This is a genomic window from Cupriavidus basilensis OR16, from assembly GCF_000243095.1.
Lineage (GTDB): Bacteria > Pseudomonadota > Gammaproteobacteria > Burkholderiales > Burkholderiaceae > Cupriavidus > Cupriavidus basilensis_D.
This window is the reverse complement of the sequence record NZ_AHJE01000003.1, coordinates 36,240-57,888: the sequence shown is the minus strand read 5'-3', so window position 1 is coordinate 57,888 and position 21,649 is coordinate 36,240. Positions and strand designations below refer to the sequence as shown.

Below are 21,649 nucleotides of genomic sequence, written 5' to 3'. Positions count from 1 at the left end.
TCCATGCGCGGAAAGATTCGTTGGCGGCTTGGGCCACGCTTTCTAAGCTTTGCGCTCGATTCGCCTCCGGCCACACCGTCATGCAACGTCGCACCCTGCTCCGCACCCTCCTCTGCCTGCCCGCCGCCGCGGCTGGCATCGCCAGCGTACCTTTCCGCAGCCATGCCACGCAGGCCACGGAAACCTTCCCTGCGCGTCCCGTGCGCATCGTGGTGCCGGTGGCACCCGGCGGCAGCGCCGACAAGCTCGCGCGCACGCTGGCGCTCAAGCTCAGCGAGAAATGGGGCCAGCCCGTGGTGGTGGAAAACGTGGTGGGCGCCAGCGGCACACTGGGTGCCGCGCAGGTGGCGCGGGCCAGGCCGGATGGCTACACCTTGCTGCTCGGCGGCGAAGGCGTGACGCTGAACGCCTCGCTGTTCAAGACGCTGCCGTACGATACGAGCCACGCGTTTCGCGGCGTCAGCAAGGCTGTGGTGAATCCGCAGATCCTGGTCGCAAGGCCCGATCTTGGCGTGCGCAACCTGCAGGACTACATCGCGCTTGCACGCAAGAAGCCTGGCGAGCTCACGCTTGGCTTGCCGGGCAACGGCGGCATCGCGCACGTGGCGCATGAAATGCTATCGCGCCAGGTCGGTATCAAGGTCAACTACATTCCCTACGCGGGTGGCGCGCCCGCCACGGTGGATCTGCTTGGCGGGCACATCGATGCCACGCTGATCACGCTGGCGGCGGTGACCGACTACGTGCGTTCCGGCCGGCTGACTGCGCTGGCGGTTACCACGCCCTATCGCTCGAAGGCGCTGCCGCAGGTGCCGACCATGGCGGAAGCTGGCGCCGCTGGCTTTGCGGTGGAAAGCTGGCAGGGGCTGATTGCGCCTGCGGCTACGCCCACGGGTGTGGTGGATCGCATCAGCCGCGATGTCTCGGCCGTGCTGAATGTGCCGGCTACGCGCAGCCTGCTGGAAGATGCCGGCTATGTGGTGGTGGGGTCGTCGGCGCAGGAGCTGGATGCTGCATTGGCTCGGGATTTGCCGAGGTATGCTTCGGTGATTGTGGCTTCGGGGTTATCGTTGCGGTGATGGTTTTTGGGTGGGTTTTAGCTGCAACTGCAACTGCAAAATCAGCTTCAACTTCAGCTTCAACTTCAGCTGCTTAACGTCAAGGGCAACTGCAGTTTCACCGCCCCTGCGGGGCGGCGACCTACTTCCCGAGGCGCCCCATACGGCCTAGGTAAACCTCTACGGCTCGCTTCGCATCGCGTTGAGGTGTGGCCCGCCCTTCGGGCGCTTCACACGGCCACACCAATCGGTTGATCTTGCCGCTGGTTGGCTCCCCGCTCCCACTTGTGGGAAAGGGGACGGGAGAGAGAGCGGGGGCTCGGCGAAGCGATGCCTTTGCATCTACTGCTGCCTGTAGTCCACCAGCCGCACCGGCAAATCACCATCACGTTCCAGCTGGTCGACCAGGCCGATTTCCCAGTTCAGATAGGCGTGCATCTCGGACTTCCGGCGGTTTTCGTCCTCGTGAGCGTAGGCGCTGTACCAGGCATCCTCGTCGCCGGTAAGCACTTGCGCCGCGGCGGCGCTGCCGGCCTTGGCGGATTCCGTTGGCAGGCCGAGTGCTTGCCAGCGTGCGTTGCCGCCTAACAGCGCGCGTACGTCGCGCTTGCTGGTGCGGCGCAGTTCCGCGGCCACCGCTTGCGCCAGCACGCCATCGGACGACGTCACCACGATGGCGCCGTCAGCGCCGGCATGGGCCAGCACCAGCGCGACCTTCTCCGGCGTTGCGAACCATGCGCCCGGGATGTGGGCGCGGCGGAATGCCAGGCTGCTGTCTACGTCCACCACTGTCACCCCGCCCTGCGCTTGCTGCGCGGTGAGCGATGTGGCTTCGATCCATGGCGCCTCCACCTCGGAGGCGCGCAGCACGCGCACTGGCTCCGGACCGGATTCGCGCGGGGCGAGCGGTGCGGGGCGGAACAGGTAGACCTCGTGGCCGCTGAATTGCACCAGCCACGCTGCCGTGATCTGCGCGCGTACGCCGTCCCAGTCGGCCAGCACGATGCGGGCGCGGCGGGTGCCGGCGTAGGCATCGGTGGCTTGCACCAGTTGGCCGCCGGGGGCGCTGCGCCAGCCGGGAAGGTGTCCTGCCGCGTATTCCTCGGGCGAGCGGACGTCGAAGCGGTAGAGCGTGCGTTCGCCGGCCTGCTGCTCGAGGGCGGCCAGTTCGGCTGCATCGATATGCCGTACGCCAGCGCGCCGCGCCACGCGTGCGGCGCGCTCGCGCGCGGCTGCCTGGGCGGGCTCCGGTTGCGGCGCGAAGCGGGTCTGGCCGTGGTCAAGCTTGTAGCCAGCCAGCAGCCACGCCATGGTGCCGTCCTTGAGCGATACCACGCGATTGGGAATGCCAGCGTTGATCAGCGTCTGCGCGCCCACGATGCTGCGCGTGCGGCCGGCGCAGTTGACCACCACCAGGGTCTCGGGATCGGGCGCGATTTCGCCGATGCGGTAGACCAGCTCCGCGCCTGGGCAATCGAGCGCACCGGGGATGCTCATGTTCTGGAATTCCGTGAAGGGACGGCTGTCCACCACCACCACGTTGTCGCCACGCTCCTGGTGCAGCTTGAGCGCTTCGGCGGTGATCCACGGTGTCCGCAGCTCGTGCTCGATCACCTCGCCGAAGGCTTTGCCGGGCACGTTGGTGCCGCTGAAGATTTCATAGCCGGCGGCCTGCCAGGCGCGCGTGCCGCCTTCCACCAGCGTGAGGCCGTAGAAATGCAGGTGCAGGCCCGGCGCGCCGCCGATCAGCTCGATGGTGTGCACATCGGCAGGCGACAGGGTGATGGCATTGCCCGCCTGCACGTCGAGCTGGCGCAGCGGCTCCAGCGTGTCGCGCCCGGGCTTGCTGCCCTGGCCGCGATGAAAGATCACGTTGCGCTCCACGCCACGCACCCCGGCAATCACCGCCCAGGTGGTGTGGTCGTGCGGCGGCTGCGCCTTGCCCGGCAGGCCGGCGGAGGCAAACAGAGCAAAGCGGCCGTCCGGGTCTTCCGCCAGCCGGTAGATCGCGGCGGGACGGGCCGCATCCACGGGGAAATGCGCCGGCGGGAACAGATGCGCCTGGCCAGCCAGCGCCACCAGTTCATCGGCGATCGCGGCCAGCGGCGTCTTGTCGGCGGCGCGGTCGCCGGCGATGGCGCGCGCGCGCGCGATGAATGCAGCGACGGCGGCGGCGCGGGCGCCGCTCACGTGGTCGGCGGCGGTGTCGTCCGCCAGGGTCTGGGACAGGTCGGTAATGGTCATGGCGAGAAGCTCTTGAGAATTCAGGGCAAGCTGGAGCCTAAAGGAAGTCACGCCGGGCGCTAACGAATCAGATCGCAGATCGTTATGTCGTGCCCCACACCGATCAAAACCGAATATGCATTGGCGATATTGTTAGTTCTTGCATGAGCGCGCGCTCCGTAGAGTGGTGCAATGTGCAATGCCGCCACCTGCCACAGCATCGCATTGATCATTGATAAAGGGACTCCCCCATGACGACCCAGACAAGCCGCCAGAACCAGCGCAACGCAGCCATTGCCGCCACGCTCGCCGAAGTCAGCGCACTGACAATACCGCATGAAGTGGATCGCGCCACGCTCGGGCAGGTGAGCGCCGCCCTGCAGAAACTGGCCGACCAGAAGGACCTGTTCGGCTTTGCCGACTTCCCGCCGCCCAGCGATGGCACCACCACCTCCACCCGCTACCGTCTGAGCGCAGAGGGCCAGTTGCCGGCGCTCTATCTCAACTCGATCGTGCCGGGCAAGAAAACCATCCCGCACAACCACGATACCTGGGCCGTGATCGTGGCCGTGCAGGGCGATGAGCTCAACCGCGTCTACCGCCGCACCGACGACGGCAGCAACCCCGGGCAAGCCAGCATCGCACTGGAGCGTGAACTGGTGGTGCGCCCGGGCACGCCGATCGGCTTCCTGCCGCATGACATCCACAGCATTCACGTGGTGGGCGATGCGCCGACGCTGCATTTCCACCTGTACGGCCGTCCGCTCGAAACCCTGACGGGCCGCATCGGCATCGAGCCGGAAACCGGGCGCGTCGTCAATTACAACGCCACCCAGTTGAGCCGCAGCGAAAAGATCGCCGCCTGAGGCTGCAGCGCCCAACAACGGCCCCCCTTCTTCACGCAGAGCAATCCATGACCCGATCCATCGACGCCGTCGCCTTGCGCGGCTGGCTTAACGACGGCCAGCCGCTGGCGCTGTTCGACGTGCGCGAGCACGGCCAGTATGGCGAGGGCCATCCTTTCTTCGCCGTGCCGCTGCCCTACAGCCGGCTGGAGCTGGACGTGGCGCGCCTGGCGCCGCGCCTGGGCGAGCGCATCGTGCTGCTCGACGATGGCGACGGCGTGGCCGAGCGCGCGGCGCAGCGGCTGGCGGAACTGGGCTACCAGGACGTCACGCTGCTGGCTGGCGGCGCTCCGGCCTGGGCCGTGGCCGGCTTCACCTTGTTCAAGGGCGTCAACGTGCCGTCCAAGACGTTTGGCGAACTGGTGGAACACCTGCAGGAAACGCCGCGCCTGGGCGCCGCGGAACTGGTGGCGCGCCGCGCCGCCGGCGAGCCGCTGGTGCTGGTGGACGGCCGCACCTTCGAAGAACACCAGAAGATGACCATCCCCGGTGCGCACAGACGACGACCGCCGCACCACTTACCTGCTCGATATCCGCACCGCGGAGGAATTCGCCCAGGGATCGATCGACGGCGCACGGCATGCGCCCGGCGGCCAGCTGGTGCAGGCCACCGACCAGTACATCGGCGTACGCGGCAGCCGCGTGATCGTGTTCGATGACGACGGCGTACGGGCGCCCGTGGTGGCGAGCTGGCTGCACCAACTCGGCTACGAGAGCGCCGTGCTGGCCCATGGCGTCAATGCCGCCATCAAGGTACCCACGCCGCCGCGCACGCTGCCCGCCCACGCCCTGCCGGTACTCGACGCGAACCTGCTGCGCGCGCTGTATGCCGAAGCGCCCGATGCGCTGCGCTTTGACCTGCGCGACAGTGCCGAATACGCACGCGGCCATGCCGAAGGCGCAACCTGGTCGATCCGCCCGCGCCTGCCGGCCACGCTAGACCGCCTCGGCGCCACGCACGGCCATCCGGTCATCCTGATCGCCAGCGAGCCACCTATTGCCAACCTGGCCGGCCTTGACCTGCTGGCCGAAGGCTACCGGCATGTATATCGCCTGGCCGAGGGCTACCGTACCTGGCAAGCAGCAGGCCTGCCCGAAGCAGCAGAACCCACGCCGCTGCCGCCAGAGACGCGCATCGATTATCTTTTCTTCGTGCATGACCGCCACGAAGGCAACAAGGACGCCGCCCGCGCCTACCTGGCCTGGGAGACGGGACTGATCGCCCAGTGCGCGCCGGACGAGATCGGCCGCTTCCGGATCACCGCGCCCGCCGCGCTGGTGCCGGCCCATCACAAGGCGGCGTGAAATCGTTCGCCATCGATTTGATATGATATTACATAATAAATATAAGATAATTATGTAATGACATACCAAGCAGATGTCATGTGCTATGATATTTCATATCTTTTGATATGAAACTATGCCATGTCATCCTTCTACGACCAGCTTCAGGCCCGCCGCGCCGCACGGAAGTCCTCGCTTGGGGACGTGGCGCGGCTGATTGGCATGGCGCCGTCGAATCTCACCACGGCACTGAGCGGCCGGCACGATGTGCGCGCCTCCACACTCGAAGCCGTGAGCGCGGCGCTGGATGCGGAATGGGTGCTGGTGCCCCGCGAGCACCTGCTCGCCGTGCGGCGCCTGATCGAAGGCAAGGACAGCGGCCCCGACCGCGAAGCCAGGACATCGGTCGAGATGTTCCTGGAGCAGGAACCATGAACGCCGGGCTGCGCCCCCGTTACCTGGAAGTACACCTGCACGGCGTACTGTGTGGCTACCTGTGCGAAGTCGAGCGCACCTGCCGCTTTGTACCCGCGGAAGCCTTTCGTGGCGACCCGTTGCGGCCCACGCTCAGCCTCTCGCTGACCTTTCCCGGCAATGACACGCTGACCGCCGCAGTACTGTCCAACCCGTTCCACCCCGCGCTCTACAACACCAACGGCGCGCTACCGCCCTACTTCGCCGGACTGCTGCCCGAAAGCGAATTGCGCAAGCGGCTGGAAGCCACACGCCATCATCCCGAGGACCGCGACGATTTCGGCATTCTGGCCGCCGCCGGCGAGGACCTGCCCGGCGCGGTGGTGGTGCGCCCCGCGCCCATCGACGCCCTGCCCGCGCACGTACGCACGGTTGGCGTGACGGGTGGCGCGGACAACCTGGAAATTGCCGTGATCGAGGGCGCCACCGAAGGCGCGGCCTCGGTCTCGGGCGTGCAGAACAAGATTGCGCTGTCCACCGCGCATACCGGCAAGCGCTACACCATGCCCACCCACGGGCACCTGTCGGACCTGATCGCCAAGCTGCCCGCGCGCAACGACGACAGCCAGGTCTTCAACGAATACGTGTCGATGCAACTGGCACAGGCCGCCGGCGTGGCGGTCGCGCCGTGCCGGCCGGCGCCGCTTGCCGCCATCGAGGTGGAAGGCATGGCCGACGCCCTTGGCGCGGACCTGCATTTCCTCGCCGTGGACCGCTTCGACCGCGAGCCGGGCGGACGCGTGCATGCCGAGGACGGTTGCCAGTTGCTGACCCGCATGCCCAATCGCAAGTACGCCGGCCGCGAAGCCTACGCCGTGCTGGTGCAATTACTGGAGCGGTTGAGCGTGCGCGGGATCGAGGATGTGCGGCAGTTCTTTATCCGGCAGGCCGTCAACACCCTGCTGGGCAACAGCGACGCCCACCTGAAGAACTTCTCCTTCCTGTACCGCAACGGTATCGCGCCAGAGCTGTCGCCTGCCTACGACATCGTCAGCGTGGCCGCCCTGCCGGGCTTTGCCGGCTTCGGCCAGAACGTCGCCATCGACCGCCAGCAGCGCGTGCAAACCCTGCAGACCTACCGCGAGTTCGCGCGCGAGGCGAAAATCGCCGAGCGCATTGCCACCGCCGCCGTCAAAGATGCGGTGGCCATGGCCCACGAGCGATGGCCAGCCTTGCTGGAACAACTACCGGCGCCGGCGGGCATGCGCGCAGTGGTGCTGGAGCGGCTGGCGACGTTGCCGCTGGCACGACGGGGACGCGGTTAGCCGCTGCGTCCGGGCACGCTCGGCCGGCGGTGCTCGGGACGCAGCTCAACTCAACCCGTCCAGCACCATATGCTGTCCATGGATCGCCTGCGCGGCGTCCGAGGCGAGGAAGGCAATGGCGCGTGCCGCCGCCGCGGTCGAGACCCAGTCGCTCGGGTCGGCGGCCGGCATGGCCGCGCGGTTGGCATGGGTGTCGAGTGTGCTCGGCGCGATGCTGTTGACGTTGACGCCGCCTCTGCGCACCTCGTGCGACAGGCTTTCCACCAGGCGCTGCAGCGCGCTCTTGGACGCGCAATAGGCGCCCATCGCGGCGGCCCCGCTGGCCGCGCCGCGCGCCGTGACCGCCACCACCTTGCCGGCGCCCTGGGCGAGCATGGCGGGCACCAGGTGCTGCGTGACGGCCACCAGCGACCAGGCGTTGAGATCCATCATCCGCATCCAAGACTCCCGGCTGAGCGCATGGACGGGCTCGCCCATCTCGAAGCCGCCAGCCACGTGTACCAGTACGTCGACACCGCCGAACGCGTCGAGGATGGTGCGCGCCGCCACCGCCATGCTGTCCGGCGAGGTCACGTCGGCCGCCAGCAGCAAATGCCAGTCGGCCGCCTCGGGCACCGGTGCGTGCGCCCGCAGGGCGTCCACGCCCCGGTCGATCAGGGCTAGCCGGGCCCCCTCGTCCGCGAACGCCTGGGTGACGGCCCGGCCTAGCGCGCCGGCTGCGCCGGTGATCACGATGCGGCGCGGGGATGCTGACGAATCCATGGTGTTCTCCTGTGTCGTCGGGTAACGGATAGAAACAGATAGAGAGAAATCGAGAGAGATGCGCACGCAATCCCTGGCGGTGCCGGCACCGGCTTCGCGCGTCCTCTCCAGCCTCCTAGTCACCATAGACCGCCGGGCTTCACCAGGAAACCCGGCTCTGCACATTCGGTATGCCCCCAGGCCGTCCGCATGCCACCAGACAGCGTGTCCAGAAAGATTGCGGAACCTCACAAACGATAATCATTATCATTTACAATTCGCCGCTTTCGCCACTCCCGCAGCACGATGCTCTCTCGCCAACTGATTGCCTCTGTCACCCTGGGTTGCCTGCTCTCCCCCGCCATGGCGCAGACCGCCACGGAGGCCGTGACCACCTTGCCGTCCGTCACCGTCAGTGCCGCCGAAGATCCGCGCACCGATACCGGTTTTGCCACGCGCAGGGCGGCAAGCGTGACCAAGTCCGGCACCTCGGCGGCAGACAGCGCGCAATCGATCACCGTCATTACGCGCGACCTGATGGACAGCCAGCAGGCGCAAACCCTGGGCGACGCGCTGGGCAATTCCGCCGGCGTGGTCACCAATGTCTACGGCCGGCGCGGCTGGGACGACTTCATCATCCGCGGCCAGCGTGCCTCGGAATCCGTGTTCGTCGATGGCCTGCTGGTCCAGAGCAACAACCGCGTGGCGCAGGAGCTGTTCGGCGCCGAGCGCGTGGAAGTGCTGAAGGGCCCGGCCTCGGTGCTGTTCGGCAAGGTCCAGCCGGGCGGCATGGTCAATATCGTCAGCAAGCGCCCCAAGCCCGAGTTGTTCGGCGAACTGGGACTCACGGTGGGCAACTACGGCCTGCGCCAGGTCACGGCGGACGTGGGCACGCCCTTGTCGGAAAACGGCAAGGCCGCGCTGCGCGTGAACGCCCTGGCAATGAACAGCGACGACGCGACCGACTACGTCTATTATCGCAACCGCTATATCGCGCCGTCGCTGTCGCTAGACTTGGGCGCGCGCACCGACCTGACCCTGCTGGCGAGCCACAACGAGCGGCAATACGTGCGCCAGCAAGGCCTGCCCGTGAACGGCACGCTAACCCCCAACCGCAATGGCACGCTGCCCAACAGCCGTTTTACCGGCGAGCCGGGCCTGGCACCGTACGACGGCGAGCAGAACCGGCTCGGCTATGCGCTGACCCACCGCTTCGACTCGGGCTGGACGCTGAACCAGAATTTCCGCTGGCAGACGCTGTCGCTGGCGGGCACGCTGATCGCGGGCGGCACCATGGCCGTCAACGGCCAGCGGCTCAACCGCAGCGGCACGCAGCAGGACTTCTCCGGCACCACCATCGGCGTGGATACCAACCTGCAGCGGCGCTTCGAGATCGCCGGCCAGCAGCATGAGATCACGCTCGGCGTGGACTACAACCGCAGCACCGAGAGCCGCCTGCAGCGCACCTGCCGGGTCGCGGCGCTGAACGTCTACAACCCGGTCTATGGCGCGGCCGTCAACTGCCCCAGCGCCTACAGCCTGAGCCAGGAAAACAACGTCAGCACGCTGGGCTTCTACGCCCGCGACCAGGTGCGGATTGCCGAGCGCTGGCTGCTGAGCGCCGGCCTGCGCCATGACACGGCCCGCACCAGCACCACCGACCGCCTGGCTGCCGCGCGCACCGAAGACGCCGCCCGGGCCGTCACCGGCAGCGCCGGCCTGATGTTCGACCTGACCAGTTGGGCACGCCCCTATGTCAGTTATGCGACCTCGTTCCTGCCCAACAGCGGGACCGACGTCAACGGCGGCACCTTCAAGCCCGAGACGGGGCGCCAGGCCGAGATTGGCATCAAGTTCGACCTGCCCGGCAAGAGCGGCCTGCTGACGCTGTCCGCCTTCGACCTGACGCGGCGCAGCGTACTGAGCTCGGACCCGGTCAATACCGGTTTCAGCATTGCCACGGGAGAACAGCGTACGCGCGGGCTGGAGGCAGAGTTGACTGCGGATCTTGGCGGCGGCTGGAGCCTGGCCGGCGCCTATGCCTATATCGCCAGCGAGGTCACCGAAGACACGGTTGCCGCCAACGTGGGCAAGCCGCTCAACAACGTGCCCCGGCACAGCGTCTCGCTGTGGGGCACCAAGCATTTCCGCGGGCCGCTGGCGGGCTGGTACGCCGGCGCCGGCATGCGCGCGGAAAGCGCCAAGCGCGGCTACACCTTCAACTACACCGTGCCCGGCTACGCGGTGGCGGACCTGGCCGTAGGCTACGTGGCATCGCACTGGAAGGCCGCGCTCAACATCAAGAACGTGTTCGACAAGGCGTACTATGCCGGCGGCCTGAGCAACAACATCGTGCCGGTGGGCAATCCCCGCACGGTCATGCTGAACCTGGCGCTGAACTACTAAGCTACGCCGCCAGCAGGCCTTCGACCAGGCTCGCCACATGCCGCACGGCCACATCGTCGTCGCGGCGGACATGCCGGGGTCCGAACCCTTCCTGCTGTTTGAGGCGCGCAAGCTGGACGACGACGCGCTGGTTGCCGCGGGCGAGCGCTACGCTGTGCGCTTGCAACACATCGCGGCCTAGCCAGCCGGGCCGGGATCGTTCAAGATTCGGGCTCGCAGAATCGCATGAGAGTCGCAATTGCCGCTGAATCGCCTGAAACAGAGTGCCACCCTGGTCGCCGTGCTGGCATTGATCGGATCGATGGCCTCGCTCTGCATCGGCACCTCGTTTGCCAAGAGCCTGTTTGCCGAAGTGGGCGCCCAGGGGACCACGGCACTGCGGGTGAGCTTCTCAGCGTTGATCCTGCTGTGCGTGTGGCGGCCCTGGCGCATGCCGCTAAGCCTGGCCAATGCCCGCGTGATCGCGCTGTACGGCGCGGCGCTGGGCGCCACCAACCTGCTGTTCTATATGTCGCTGCGCACCGTCCCGCTCGGGCTGGCGATCGCCATCGAGTTCACGGGGCCGCTGGCCGTCGCCGTATCGTCGTCACGGCGGGCCATCGACTTTCTGTGGATTGCGTTTGCGGTGGCAGGCTTGCTGCTGCTGTTGCCGCTTGGGGAGAACGTGGCCACGCTCGATCCCGTGGGCATCGGCTACGCGCTGGCGGCGGGCGTGGGCTGGGCGCTATACATCATCTTCGGGCAGATGGCCGGCAACGCCCACGGCGGGCAGGCCACCTCGCTGGGGCTGACCATGGCCTCGCTGGTGGTGTTGCCCTTCGGGCTGGCCCATGCCGGCACCTCCATGTTCAGCCCGTCACTGCTCGTAGCCGGGCTGGCCGTCGGCCTGCTCTCCAGCGCCATTCCCTATTCGCTCGAGATGGTGGCGCTCAAGCGGCTGCCGCGCCGCACCTTCGGCATCCTGCTCAGCATGGAACCCGCCATGGGCGCGCTGGCAGGGCTCGCGTTCTTGCACGAAACGCTGAACACGCAGCAATGGCTGGCGATTGGCAGCATCATCACGGCGTCGGTGGGGTGCACGATGACAGCCGGATCGCGCAAGCGCGCAACCACCGAGGCCTAGGCCGGCAACAGCCGCGCCACGGCTTGCTGCGCGCTGTAGCCGGCCAGCTCGCCCAGCACGAGGCTGACCTCATACAGCAGGCTATCCTCCGGGTTGCGCCGGGTGGAGAAACCGAACTCCCGCATCAGTGCCAGCATGCGGCGGTTCTCGCTCAGCACGTCGCCGCGCAGCCGATGCAGGCCGGCGCCCACGGCCGCGTCGCGCAGCCGCTGGATCAGCCGCCGGCCGATGCCCTTGCCCTGCCAGTCGTCGGCCACCGCGACGGCGAACTCGCCAACCTCGCCGTCCTCGCCAGGCGTCACCACATAGTTGCCGTTGGCCACGATCACCGGCAGCCCGTCCACTTCCGCCGTGACCACCAGCGCCAGGCCGGCGTTGCTCTCGATAAACAGGTCGATCACTTCGTCGGACACGCGCCCGCCGGTCAGGAAGCGGTAGTAGCGGCTCTCGCGCGATAGGGCCTGGACGAAAGCCCGCTCTTTCTCGGCATCGGCTGCACGAACGGCGCGCACGACCACGCGCTCGCCGCCGCTCAATTTCCAGGTTTCAGCACATTCCGGGCAGGCAGCATGCCAGCCGCTGCCGGCCAGGCGGGATTGGCCGGCAAGGCTGGGGGAATTCGAGGGCTGCATGTCCGGCTCCTGACTTCATATTTAATAGTCAGCAGTATAGGCAATACCCTGACTTTTGCAAATGAAGTTAGCCTGCTATGCTGAACGCATGGATCTGACCACCCAAGAACTCCGCAACTGCTCGATTGCCGCGACCCTCTCGCTGATTGGCGAGAAGTGGACGATCCTGATCTTGCGCGACGTTTTTCACGGCATCAGGCGCTTCGACGAATTCCTTGCGCGCCTGCAATGCTCCCCCGCCGTGCTGTCGGCCAGGCTCAAGACGCTGACCGAGGCTGGCATTCTGCGCAAGGTGAGCTATCGGGAACCGGGCGAGCGCGAACGATTTGAATACCGGCCAACGCGCGCTGCGGTGGAGTTGCTGCCGGTGATCATCGGACTGATGCAGTGGGGTGATCACCACATGGCCGCGAGCGGCAAGGGGCCCGTGGAATTGCTCACCCGCTCGGCGGGACGTCGCGTGCGTGCGGCGCTGGTGGATGATGAGGATCAGTTGGTGCAGCCCAACGATATCGAGATGTCCAGCGTGAGCCGGCTGTTGGAAGCCGCGGCTGAAGCCGAATCCCGGGAAGCGACGGCCGCGCAGGCGTGAGCCCAGGCGCGATCAACAATCAGTCCTTCGGCCACCACGCCAGCAGGGTTTCGTCATCGGGATCGTCCAGATTCTTATAGATGTTCGCGTAGTACCACTGAATCCCGGTCTGTTCGCGAAACCGGTCAAAGAAGTCGCCTATCCGATCCATCCCATTTCGGGATGGGATGGTCAATGACAGATTCCCGCCGTGGATACCATCCAGCGTTCCGCCCAGCCCAGCCGCTACTTCCTTTTCCAGGCGTGACAGGATTGCCTGCGGAATGTCTTCATCCTCATAGATCTGAACGCAGAAATTCCCGCCCCTCGACAGGACCTCGGCATGCGCGTTTTTGTTCTTGATGGAGACGATGTCCCCTCTTGCCAGGTTCAGGGCGAGGCCGGGTGACGAGAGTAGCTCGTAGGTATCTTCGTCCAATCTGCGGGCGGGCAGCTCCTCGAATATCGGCTCGCCATCGTCGTCCCCTGCATAGACGTTGATCAGAACTTTTGGGTCTTCGGCTTCCATGTACCGGTCCGGTTTGTCATTGTTTGATGCGGGGTGTCCTTCTTTTGCATGGCAGGCGTTTTCCGCGCCATTTCTCGTCAGGAGTGAGGTGTTGGACGCGGCCGCCATGCCCGCTGCAAGCCGTCATTCTAGCCACGATAAGACAAGACGCCTATCCGGTCGTCAATTGACCGGCCGGGGCTCGGGGAAGGTCCAGGCACCCGAGAGCATAGTGGCAGCGCCACTATCGAACCTGGCCACGCGTCATCAATCGACCCGCTTTAGCGGTGGACGCTGCCATTGGCCTGACGCTACCTCGGGCTTCGGCATATAGATCCGCATGATTGCGTAGAACGGTCCGGCCGGCGCCGGTAGCCAGTTGCTTTCCTTGGCCTTGCCAGGGGAGTCGTGCTGGACGTAGAAGGTAAGGCCGCCGTCGGCGTCTCGCTTGAGCCGGCCGAGCATGCGGGAGTTGAGCAGATATCGATTGAGAGGATTGTCGACCAGAAGCTTCGATTTGCCGTCATACATCGTCAGCGACCAAAACGCGTTCGCCGGAGGCAGCCCATTCTTATCGAAATGCATCACGTAGCGCTTGGTCGACGCATCAAGCGGCTGGCCGTCCGCATCCACGAAGTACGCCGGATAATTTGCCTCGTCGGCCGAATTGCCGAAGATGCCAAGCGCTGCGCCGGCATAGCGGTACAGATAGTTGTTTTTCAGGTAGGCGCGCGTACCGAAGAAGTCGCCGCTACTTACCTCACGAGTATCGACTTTCGTCTTCTTGAATTGCGCAAACTCCGCCTTCCCGTCTGCGATGCCATCGGCCAGCGCCTTCTGCACGACAGGTGGCTCCTGGCGTGCATCGAATGGCAGGCCTGGGCCCACACCGATCTTGGCGAAGCGCGCCATGAGGTCTTTCTCGCTCGGATCCGTCGGGGCAAACTGGAGCATGAAACTCAGATAGCGGAAGATTGCCGGCGTATCGGTCATGCCCGGCATCGGCTGAGGCCAGGAGATTGGCGCCGCTGGCGCAGGCGCCTTGGTTCCAAGAAATGCACTCAGCGTTTTGACTTTGTACCCGCGCTGGATACGCCTCACGTTGGCGAGATCCTTTTTGTCATAGAGCTGGGTCCGATAGAGCGCATAGGCGATGTTCGACTCGGTGCGGATCACGCCATTGATATTGGCTGGGGTTGCGCCCGTCCATCCCGGACCGGCGATGATGTAGTTGCCGCCCTTGTTGCCCGTTGCCCGCGTTCCGAGGTAGGCGAAGTTGTGCGTGTATAGATCAATCAGTTGCACGGAATAGTAGCGCTGCGCCTCGATTGGCGGCAGGGTCAACACAACTGGCTCGGCACGCAGATCCATCCACACGAACGAATAAGGCGTGTCGGAATTCGGCGTGATGATCGCCGTGTCCTTCGGCGTGAAGACGTTGGCGGTGTTGCCGATCTGGTTGAAGGGTGCCTTGTAATTCGGGCCACCCTTGTCAACGGCCTGGGCATATAGGGTCTTGTATGCCTCTACGATGGGGAATCCGTAGATGTAGGCATCTTTCGCGATTGAGCGCGTCTCCGGCTGGCTGACCGAACTTTCGCCTTGCATCGTGCCGGCAGCTGCGTTTGCAGTCGGCGTGTCATTTGCCATCGATTTGCACCCCGCCATGAAGGTGGCAGGTGCCAGAATAGCAACCAGCAGAATACGCCTCAACATGATAATCCTTGCATGATATCTAGAAAGCTTGTCGTCCCAGAGCGCTTCCTGGCCGGCGTCTTCGTGCCGCAAGACTTCACGGAAGAAGGCCCTATCTTTGGTGGATGCCCAATGGGTATGGCGACCAAGTGGGCCCGCGCCGCTGTCGGCGACAGCGAACTGGCAATCATCCATGAGCGTACCCGATGACGAAGTAGCCCGTAGTTAGCGTTTTCGCGGAGCGAATTAGATTTTCTTTCAGGAGAGCGGAATGCCAGCGAGGTGCTCGCCATACTGGCTCCCCTCTCAAACCAGCCATAGGCGGCCGGCGGAAAATCCGTCACCGCCGTCCGCCAGTGCCGGGAAGCGTCCGTTCGGCATCGCCGAGAACGGCGGTTCCCGACTGCAGATTCAACCGGTCGATGCAACAGCTTGATGGAACCGTTCAGCCAATGAGATCGGCACCTGTCGTCAGGACAATCTTTCCAAAGTGTGTGCCGGAATCGATCAGTTCGTGAGCGCCGCGAGCGTCGGCAAGCGCAAAGGTCTGGTAGACAACCGGCTTGATCTTGCCGCTCTCGATGTGCGGCCAGACCAGCCGTTCCAGTTCATTGAGGATGGTCGCCTTGTCCGCGGATGTGCGCGATCGCAATGTCGAGCCCATATGCGTCAGACGTTTCGTCAACATCGGCAAGATGTTGAGATCCTTCGCCGGTCCTTTGATCACGCCCACCTGGAGGATCCGTCCGTCCATGGCTGCGGCGTCATAGTTTCTGGCCACGTAGTCACCGGCAATGATGTCGAGGATCACATCGACGCCTCTTCCATCGGTAAACCGCTTCGTTGCGGCGACGAAATCTTCCTCGCGGTAATCTATCGCGAGGTCCGCGCCTAGCGCCAGGCTGGCCTCCCGATGCGCCTGCGAGCCAACTGTCGTGATGATTTTCGCAGCGCCGAATGCCTTCGCCAGCATGGTGGCCGTGGTACCGATACCTGACGCGCCGCCATGGATCAACACCGATTCGCCGGCAACCAGCTTGCCGCGCTGGAACAGGTTCAGCCATACCGTCATAAACGTTTCGGGCATGGCCCCCGCTTCCACCAACGTCAGGCCTTTGGGGATACGCATCGTGTTGCAGGCGTGCGCGACTGCATATTCTGCGTAGCCACCGCCGGGAATCAATGCACACACCAGTTCGCCGATCCGGAATTGGGGCACGTCGGAGCCAACGGCAACCACTTGACCGGCTACTTCCAGCCCCGGAATGTCCGAAGCGCCGGGGGGCGGATCATACAGCCCTTTGCGCTGGAAAACGTCTGGACCGTTCACGGCAGCCGCGTGGACGCGGATCAGAACCTGATCGGCAGCCGGGATCGGCACCGCGCGCGTAGTCGGCACCAGGACCTCAGGACCGCCGGGCTGTTTGATCTCGATGGCCGTCATGGACGACGGCACACGATAAGTTGAAGCAGACATGGATACCACTCCTTCTATAGATGAGGCTCGATAGATCCGGGCGGATCATTGAACGAGGAACTCTTGTGTTCAGTTTAGGCCTCGACGCCGATGAATATATGCAGCATTATTCATGCTGACAGATGCAAATTTGCATCATGGGGGCGGCACGATGAACTGGGATGACGCGCGAGTATTTCTCGCGGTGGAGCGCGAAAAAACGCTCCGTGGAGCGGCCAGGACGCTCAATCTCGATCAGGCGACGGTCGGCAGACGGATCGCGGCACTAGAACACGCCCTACGTGCAACGCTCTTCCTGCGTACCTCCGAGGGTTACGCCTTGACCGCCGCAGGCGAGGCCGCGCTGAGATCGGCGGAGAAAATGGAGCACTCCGCACATGAACTCGTCCGACGAACTCAAGGCACGGATACACGGCTTGCGGGGGACGTAAGAGTCACCAGCACCGACTCGATCGCGCTCGAATTCCTGCTTCCGGCCATCGAACGCCTGCACGCTGCGCATCCCGAAGTGCGCGTCCTGCTAGACACGTCGACGCGCATGCTGAATCTGGCAAAGCGTGAAGCGGATATCGCGGTCCGGTCAGTCAGGCCGGATAATCCCGATCTTGTCGCGCGGCGCCTGGCTCGCTGGCCCATGGCGCTCTTTGCATCAAACGCTTATCTCGAACAGCACGGCAGCCCTGCTGCTGGCTCCGCATTCGCGGGCCACGATCTTGTCGTCTATCAGGGAAACGGGACCGGCCATCGATCACCGACTCTTGCTGGCGAACCGATACACCGAGATATGGCCGGCACCCGCACGTGGGGCGGTCTACGAAATCTGGCTCGTCACGCATCAAGACCTTCGGCATACCGCGCGCATCGTAGCAATGATTGACGGCATCGTCTGCGCATTCGAAGATCACACAACCCACACAACATAGTCACGCGCGACTTGGCTGCGGCTGCTGCGGGCCGCGTTACATGCCCGAGCGGCCGATTCATGCAGAATGTCAGCCGTTCAGGTGTGGAGATGCTCGACACCAGCCCTCAATTCGGCTGCACGTTTGCCCGCTTCATCACGTCCAGCCATTTCACACTCTCCGCAGCTGAGAAGCGAGCAAACTCGGCAGCACTGAGCTTGCTGCCAATCACCCCGTTCACCTGCAACCGCTCCCGCACCGCTGGCATCCCCGACGCTTCCCGCATTGCCTTGTTCAACCGCGCCACCACCTCGGTCGGCGTCCCTTTGGGCGCCCACATCGCATACCAGGACGTCACGTCAAAATCCGCCAGTCCCGACTCCGCGATCGTTGGCACGTTAGGCAACGAATCAATCCGCGCAGCGGAAGTCACCGCCAACGCTCGCAACTTCCCACTCTTGATCAAGGGCACAGCACTGGCCACCGACGCATAGAGGATGTCGACATGTCCACCCATCACATCGGTCAATGCCTGCCCAGTCCCGTTGTAGGCCACATGGGCGATGTTGGCGTGGCTACGCAGGTTGACCAGCTCACCAACCAGGTGCGGCAGCGAGCCGAGGCCGCCGGAGGCAAAGGTGAGTTTGCCGGGGTTGGCGCGGGCGGTGTCGAGCATGTTCGGGAAGCTGGTGAGCTTGGATTGCGCGCCTACCACGACCACCATGGGTGCAAAGCCGAAGACGCCTACCGGCGTGAAGTCTTTGAGTGGGTCGAACGGCAGGCTCTTGAAGATGCCGGGATACATCACCTGGATGGAGGCGTTGATGAGTACGGTGTAGCCGTCTGGCTTGCTGAGCGCGACCTCGCGTGCGCCGATGGTGCCGGCGGCGCCTGCCTTGGATTCGATGAAGACGGACTGGCCGAGCAGCTCGCTCATTTCCGGGACCAGCAGGCGGCCGAAGAGCTCGGTGGTGGAGCCGGCTTGGTGCGGGGAGATGACGCGGATTGGCTTGGTGGGGAAGTCGTCCGCGGCTTGCGCGCGGGCGCCCGTGAGGTTGGCGATGGCGAGGGTGGCCAGCAAGGCAATGTGCTTGAGTTTCACGGCGGTCTCCGGTGGCGATTGGGATGTGGCCGCGTCGTTGCGGCTTGCTGCCTTCTGCCTTCTGTTTCAGGATGAGACGTCTTCGGCGGGTGCCTTTGCCTCGCTTCTCTGCCCGCTGATGGCGCTGATGGCGCCGATGACTTCAAGGCGGGCGATGCGCCGGGCCCTGCCGCGCGCTGGCATTGAACCGGCTTCGGTCACGCTCGCGCATTCCCCAGGGCTCTGCGGAGAAGCGCTTGGGTGCGGCGCGCTGGCTCGTGTGAGCGGATGCGTCAGAATTTGCCGGGCCTGCCGCGCGGCACGATCTGCCATTCGAAGGCCTCATCGCCTTGGTCCAGGCGGCGCGTCACCTTTAGCGCCAGATGCCGGTTGTGCGCGCTGAGCGCGCCATCGAGCAGGCAGTTCCACGCATCGAAGGCACTGCCGTGCAGGTCGGCAATGCCGGACATCAGCTTCCAGCTTGCCTGGCGCACGCAGGGATGTGGGCCGCCGGTAACCAGTTCGGCCTCGTCGCCCTGGGCGCGGGCCAGCGTCACCATGAAGCGGGCGAAGTCCGTCGCGTCGCCGTGGTCTGGCAGGCCCATGGCGGTGGCGGTCTCGCTGTAGAACTGCATGCCGATCAACTGGCCGGTGATGCCGCCCAGGTACGCGGCGTCGAACGGGCCGTACAAGCTGACCAGCTCGGGCAGCGCGGTGCGCACGTATTCCATCGCGTAGTTGCGGCGTGCTTTCTGCAGCCGTTCCTCCGGCCAGCTTGCGGTAGGCAGCACCGGCGCCCGCGTGGGATCAAAATCCGGCGCCGCTTCGCCGCGCGCGAAGCGCAGGCGCTCGTCGGGCGAGATGTCGTGGTCGTACTCGTAGTAGTAGCCTTCCAGTCCGGGCTGCCCATCCATGGTCTGCTTGGTGCAGACAAAGCCCAGGCGCTGCGTGCCGAGCGACACGCCGTTGTGCGCATGCCAACCGCGCAGCACCGCGCGCGAGACCTCACCGGGAATGGCACAGACGGCGGTCCCTTGCCACGCCCAGCGCGGCGGCGCGTAGCGTACCCATGCCTTGCGCGGCGACGCCTCCATGTACTCGACCTTGACCCCGCCGATGGCGTTGGAGAGGTAGTGGTAGCGCGCGGCGGCAATGGCGGGCGGCAGGCCTTGCAGGCCGAGCTTGTCCAGTCCGGGGAGAAAGCGCTCCAGGTGCTGGCGGCGGAAAATGTGGAACACCAGCTCCGACGCCTCGCGCGCGCTGCGGCGCGTGACCATGGTCATGACCAGGCCGGTGAAATAAGCGTGGTACCACTCGGCTACGGCGGACCATTTGGTGGCGTCGGCGGTGGCGTCGGCGGTGGGGGTGGATTGGGTGGGCCTTTGGCTGGTCTGCATGCGTGTCTCCATCGTTATGTTTTTGCTGGCGCGGTGCGGGTGGCCTAGGGCTTCAGCTTGCTTCGCGCACGGCCTGCGGCGCAGGCTCAGCCACAGGCTGATAGGTCTGCATCAGTCCCGACACCACAAAACCCGCCAGCTGCGCGGCGATCCGGTCGCGGTCCGCCGCGGTCTCGCCCGCGCGCGGCTGGTACCACATGGTGGTGCCGTTGATCGCGCCGAACAGTGGCTTCACGGCCAGGCGCGGGCTTTGCTGCGGGAGGTCGCCGGCCTCGATGGCCTGCGTGATGACTTTGACGAACAGCTTCTCGTAGTGATCGCGCAGGCCGATCACCTCCTTGAGCTGCACGCGCTGTTCATCCGTCACGCGGTCCATCAGCTGCGCCTCCAGCCCCTGCACGGCCAGGCGCTGGTAGGAAAGGTGCTTCATCACCTGCAGCGAATGCGCATAGGCCATACGGTAGAGGCGATCGATAGCGCGAGCGCCCTCTTGCTGCGCGATCGGCGTGATCGTCTCGATGTTCATTTCCATGGCGCGGCGGTACACCGCCACGAACAGGTCCGCCTTGCTGCGGTAGTGGTAGTAGATGCTGCCCTTGGTGACGCCGATCACGTCGCCGATGTAGTCCAGCGTGGTGGCGTCGTAGCTTTGCTGGGTGAAGGCATTTGCTGCGGCATCGAGGATCTCGGTGACGCGGCCGGGCGTTTCGCTGGTGCGTGCCGCGGATGCGGGCGTGGGCGTGGGCGTGGGCGTGGATGGATTCTTGCGCATGGCGCGCGTGCCTCCTTTTCTGGTGTGCGATGACGGGGCGATAGCGCCGGCCAGGAGTGCCGTCTGCGCCCGCAAGATGTTGGCGCCGGCGGCTGCCTGCTGTATGCGCCGCGCACGCAGCAGCGCCTGCATGCGCGCGGCATCGGCGGCGGGATGGCCGCCCGCGATCTGCAAGCTGGCGGCCATGACGCGGTCCGCGCATTCGTTGGCGGACAGCATTGCCATGGCACTTGGCAGCGCGATGCTCTCGCCCTTGTCGGCGGCGCGCGCGGCTTCGTACAGCATCATGCGTGTGGCGGAGATGGCGGTGGCGCAGGCGGCCAGTTCCAGCGCCGCGCGCGAAGGTGCCGTGCCGTGGCCCTCCGCGCGGACCACCCGGTACGCTTCGTCGTAAGCCGCCAGGCAGAGGCCCATAGCCTGTGCGGCGGCGGCAATGCGGTGGGCGGCGGCGGCGGATTCCATCGCGGCTTGCGCACTGCCTGGGGGGCCGAGCAGCAGCGAGGGCGGTAGGCGGACATCCAGCGTTAGTGTTCCGCCGGAAGCGTCGTAGGCATCGTTCTGCTCCAAGGCGATGCCGGATGTATCGGGCGGGACGATGAACGCGGAGAACGGATTCGCACCGGAAGCCCGTGAGCCGGCAGCAAACACGACAAGCGCGCCAGTCATCTCGGCTGAACCGGCGCAGCGCCCTGTTCCGCGCAGAGCCCAGGTTTGCGCATCCTGCGTGGCGTTGAAGCCCGATTCGTCTGCGGCGGCGTCATGATCTTGGTCAACCAGCAAGGGCGGCAAGGTGTCATCGTCGCCAAGCTGGCCCAGCCACATTTTCTTCTGCTGGTTCGTGCCGAGCCGCAGGATGGCGCCCGCACCGGCCAGCGTCGCGCCCAATAGCGTGGATAGCTGTGGGCTGCACGCTGCCAAGGCCTCCACAGCGGAAATCACGGCGCTGGTGGATGCGGCAAAGCCCGCTTGTGGCCGTGGCCGGAACATCTTCAGCAAGCCGGATTCGCGCAAGCTCGCTGGCGTGACTGCCGCAGTGGCATCCGATTGCAGCGCGCCCGCCTGGCTTCGCCAGCGAGCGGCGGCGGGGTCCAGCGAAGGGTTCCAGATCAGCGTCATCGATGGGTTTCCAGGACGG

General features: G+C 65.3%; 17 protein-coding genes and 2 pseudogenes. 10 read left to right on the top strand and 9 right to left on the bottom strand.

The genetic code is table 11. From position 1 onward, the window contains the following. The first annotated feature begins 80 nt into the window (after positions 1 to 80). Positions 81 to 1,079: a tripartite tricarboxylate transporter substrate binding protein gene (locus OR16_RS01115; RefSeq protein ID WP_006156127.1), complete on the top strand. Its 999-nt coding sequence runs from the start codon at positions 81 to 83 to the stop codon at positions 1,077 to 1,079. A gap of 321 nt (positions 1,080 to 1,400) precedes the next feature. On the opposite strand, the gene OR16_RS01110 is transcribed toward OR16_RS01115, so the two are convergent. Beyond that, positions 1,401 to 3,302, bottom strand: a complete 1,902-nt coding sequence (locus OR16_RS01110) for a rhodanese-like domain-containing protein (protein ID WP_006156126.1) — start codon at positions 3,300 to 3,302, stop codon at positions 1,401 to 1,403. A 230-nt stretch (positions 3,303 to 3,532) separates the two neighbouring features. On the opposite strand from OR16_RS01110, the gene OR16_RS01105 reads away from it, so the two are divergent. The 4 genes and pseudogenes from OR16_RS01105 to OR16_RS01090 all read left to right on the top strand — a co-directional run bounded on the left by OR16_RS01105 (position 3,533) and on the right by OR16_RS01090 (position 7,209). Then, positions 3,533 to 4,147: a cysteine dioxygenase family protein gene (locus tag OR16_RS01105; protein WP_006156125.1), complete on the top strand. Its 615-nt coding sequence runs from the start codon at positions 3,533 to 3,535 to the stop codon at positions 4,145 to 4,147. A 47-nt stretch (positions 4,148 to 4,194) separates the two neighbouring features. Next, positions 4,195 to 5,491, top strand: a pseudogene (locus OR16_RS01100) (rhodanese-like domain-containing protein). A gap of 120 nt (positions 5,492 to 5,611) precedes the next feature. After that, complete coding sequence (locus tag OR16_RS01095; RefSeq protein WP_006156124.1) at positions 5,612 to 5,905, top strand: helix-turn-helix domain-containing protein; 294 nt, start codon at positions 5,612 to 5,614, stop codon at positions 5,903 to 5,905. Further along, the gene (locus OR16_RS01090; RefSeq protein WP_006156123.1) at positions 5,902 to 7,209 is read left to right on the top strand and encodes a type II toxin-antitoxin system HipA family toxin; all 1,308 of its coding nucleotides are present in this window, start codon (positions 5,902 to 5,904) and stop codon (positions 7,207 to 7,209) included. The genes OR16_RS01095 and OR16_RS01090 overlap by 4 nt, the downstream gene beginning before the upstream one ends. A 45-nt stretch (positions 7,210 to 7,254) precedes the next feature. Here the strand turns inward: OR16_RS01090 and OR16_RS01085 are convergent, their stop codons facing one another. After that, positions 7,255 to 7,971 (bottom strand): SDR family NAD(P)-dependent oxidoreductase, encoded by a 717-nt coding sequence (locus OR16_RS01085; RefSeq protein WP_006156122.1) that lies wholly within the window; start codon positions 7,969 to 7,971, stop codon positions 7,255 to 7,257. A gap of 285 nt (positions 7,972 to 8,256) precedes the next feature. Here OR16_RS01085 and OR16_RS01080 point away from each other — a divergent pair, with 285 nt between their 5' ends. The 3 genes from OR16_RS01080 to OR16_RS01075 are packed head-to-tail and all read left to right on the top strand — an operon-like array spanning position 8,257 to position 11,479. Further along, positions 8,257 to 10,356, top strand: coding sequence for a TonB-dependent siderophore receptor (locus OR16_RS01080; protein WP_006156121.1), 2,100 nt, complete (start codon positions 8,257 to 8,259; stop codon positions 10,354 to 10,356). 37 nt (positions 10,357 to 10,393) lie between these two features. Continuing rightward, positions 10,394 to 10,537 (top strand): hypothetical protein, encoded by a 144-nt coding sequence (locus tag OR16_RS43925; RefSeq protein ID WP_158001317.1) that lies wholly within the window; start codon positions 10,394 to 10,396, stop codon positions 10,535 to 10,537. 57 nt (positions 10,538 to 10,594) lie between these two features. Continuing rightward, positions 10,595 to 11,479 (top strand): EamA family transporter, encoded by an 885-nt coding sequence (locus tag OR16_RS01075; protein ID WP_006156120.1) that lies wholly within the window; start codon positions 10,595 to 10,597, stop codon positions 11,477 to 11,479. On the opposite strand, the gene OR16_RS01070 is transcribed toward OR16_RS01075, so the two are convergent. Further along, positions 11,476 to 12,111, bottom strand: coding sequence for a GNAT family N-acetyltransferase (locus OR16_RS01070; protein ID WP_006156119.1), 636 nt, complete (start codon positions 12,109 to 12,111; stop codon positions 11,476 to 11,478). The two genes, OR16_RS01075 and OR16_RS01070, sit on opposite strands and share 4 nt — an antisense overlap. Positions 12,112 to 12,199: 88 nt before the next feature. Between OR16_RS01070 and OR16_RS01065 the strand changes: the two genes are divergently transcribed. Next, the gene (locus OR16_RS01065) at positions 12,200 to 12,703 is read left to right on the top strand and encodes a winged helix-turn-helix transcriptional regulator (RefSeq protein ID WP_006156118.1); all 504 of its coding nucleotides are present in this window, start codon (positions 12,200 to 12,202) and stop codon (positions 12,701 to 12,703) included. A 19-nt stretch (positions 12,704 to 12,722) separates the two neighbouring features. On the opposite strand, the gene OR16_RS01060 is transcribed toward OR16_RS01065, so the two are convergent. From OR16_RS01060 to OR16_RS01050, 3 genes are all read right to left on the bottom strand, one after another. Further along, positions 12,723 to 13,211, bottom strand: a complete 489-nt coding sequence (locus OR16_RS01060; protein WP_006156117.1) for a DUF4265 domain-containing protein — start codon at positions 13,209 to 13,211, stop codon at positions 12,723 to 12,725. 246 nt (positions 13,212 to 13,457) lie between these two features. Further along, a complete protein-coding gene (locus OR16_RS01055) occupies positions 13,458 to 15,080 on the bottom strand; it encodes a DUF1254 domain-containing protein (protein ID WP_237716879.1) in 1,623 nt (540 codons plus the stop codon). 250 nt (positions 15,081 to 15,330) lie between these two features. Further along, positions 15,331 to 16,329: an NAD(P)H-quinone oxidoreductase gene (locus OR16_RS01050; RefSeq protein ID WP_006156115.1), complete on the bottom strand. Its 999-nt coding sequence runs from the start codon at positions 16,327 to 16,329 to the stop codon at positions 15,331 to 15,333. 184 nt (positions 16,330 to 16,513) lie between these two features. Between OR16_RS01050 and OR16_RS40660 the strand changes: the two are divergent. Beyond that, positions 16,514 to 17,285 (top strand): annotated as a pseudogene (locus OR16_RS40660) (LysR family transcriptional regulator). Positions 17,286 to 17,391: 106 nt separating this feature from the next. On the opposite strand, the gene OR16_RS01045 reads toward OR16_RS40660, so the two are convergent. The 3 genes from OR16_RS01045 to OR16_RS40655 form a co-directional block, all read right to left on the bottom strand. Further along, positions 17,392 to 18,345 (bottom strand): Bug family tripartite tricarboxylate transporter substrate binding protein, encoded by a 954-nt coding sequence (locus OR16_RS01045; RefSeq protein ID WP_237716877.1) that lies wholly within the window; start codon positions 18,343 to 18,345, stop codon positions 17,392 to 17,394. 293 nt (positions 18,346 to 18,638) lie between these two features. Continuing rightward, complete coding sequence (locus OR16_RS01040) at positions 18,639 to 19,742, bottom strand: hypothetical protein (RefSeq protein WP_006156112.1); 1,104 nt, start codon at positions 19,740 to 19,742, stop codon at positions 18,639 to 18,641. Positions 19,743 to 19,794: 52 nt separating this feature from the next. After that, positions 19,795 to 21,630: a TetR family transcriptional regulator gene (locus OR16_RS40655; protein ID WP_006156111.1), complete on the bottom strand. Its 1,836-nt coding sequence runs from the start codon at positions 21,628 to 21,630 to the stop codon at positions 19,795 to 19,797. Positions 21,631 to 21,649: the final 19 nt, after the last annotated feature.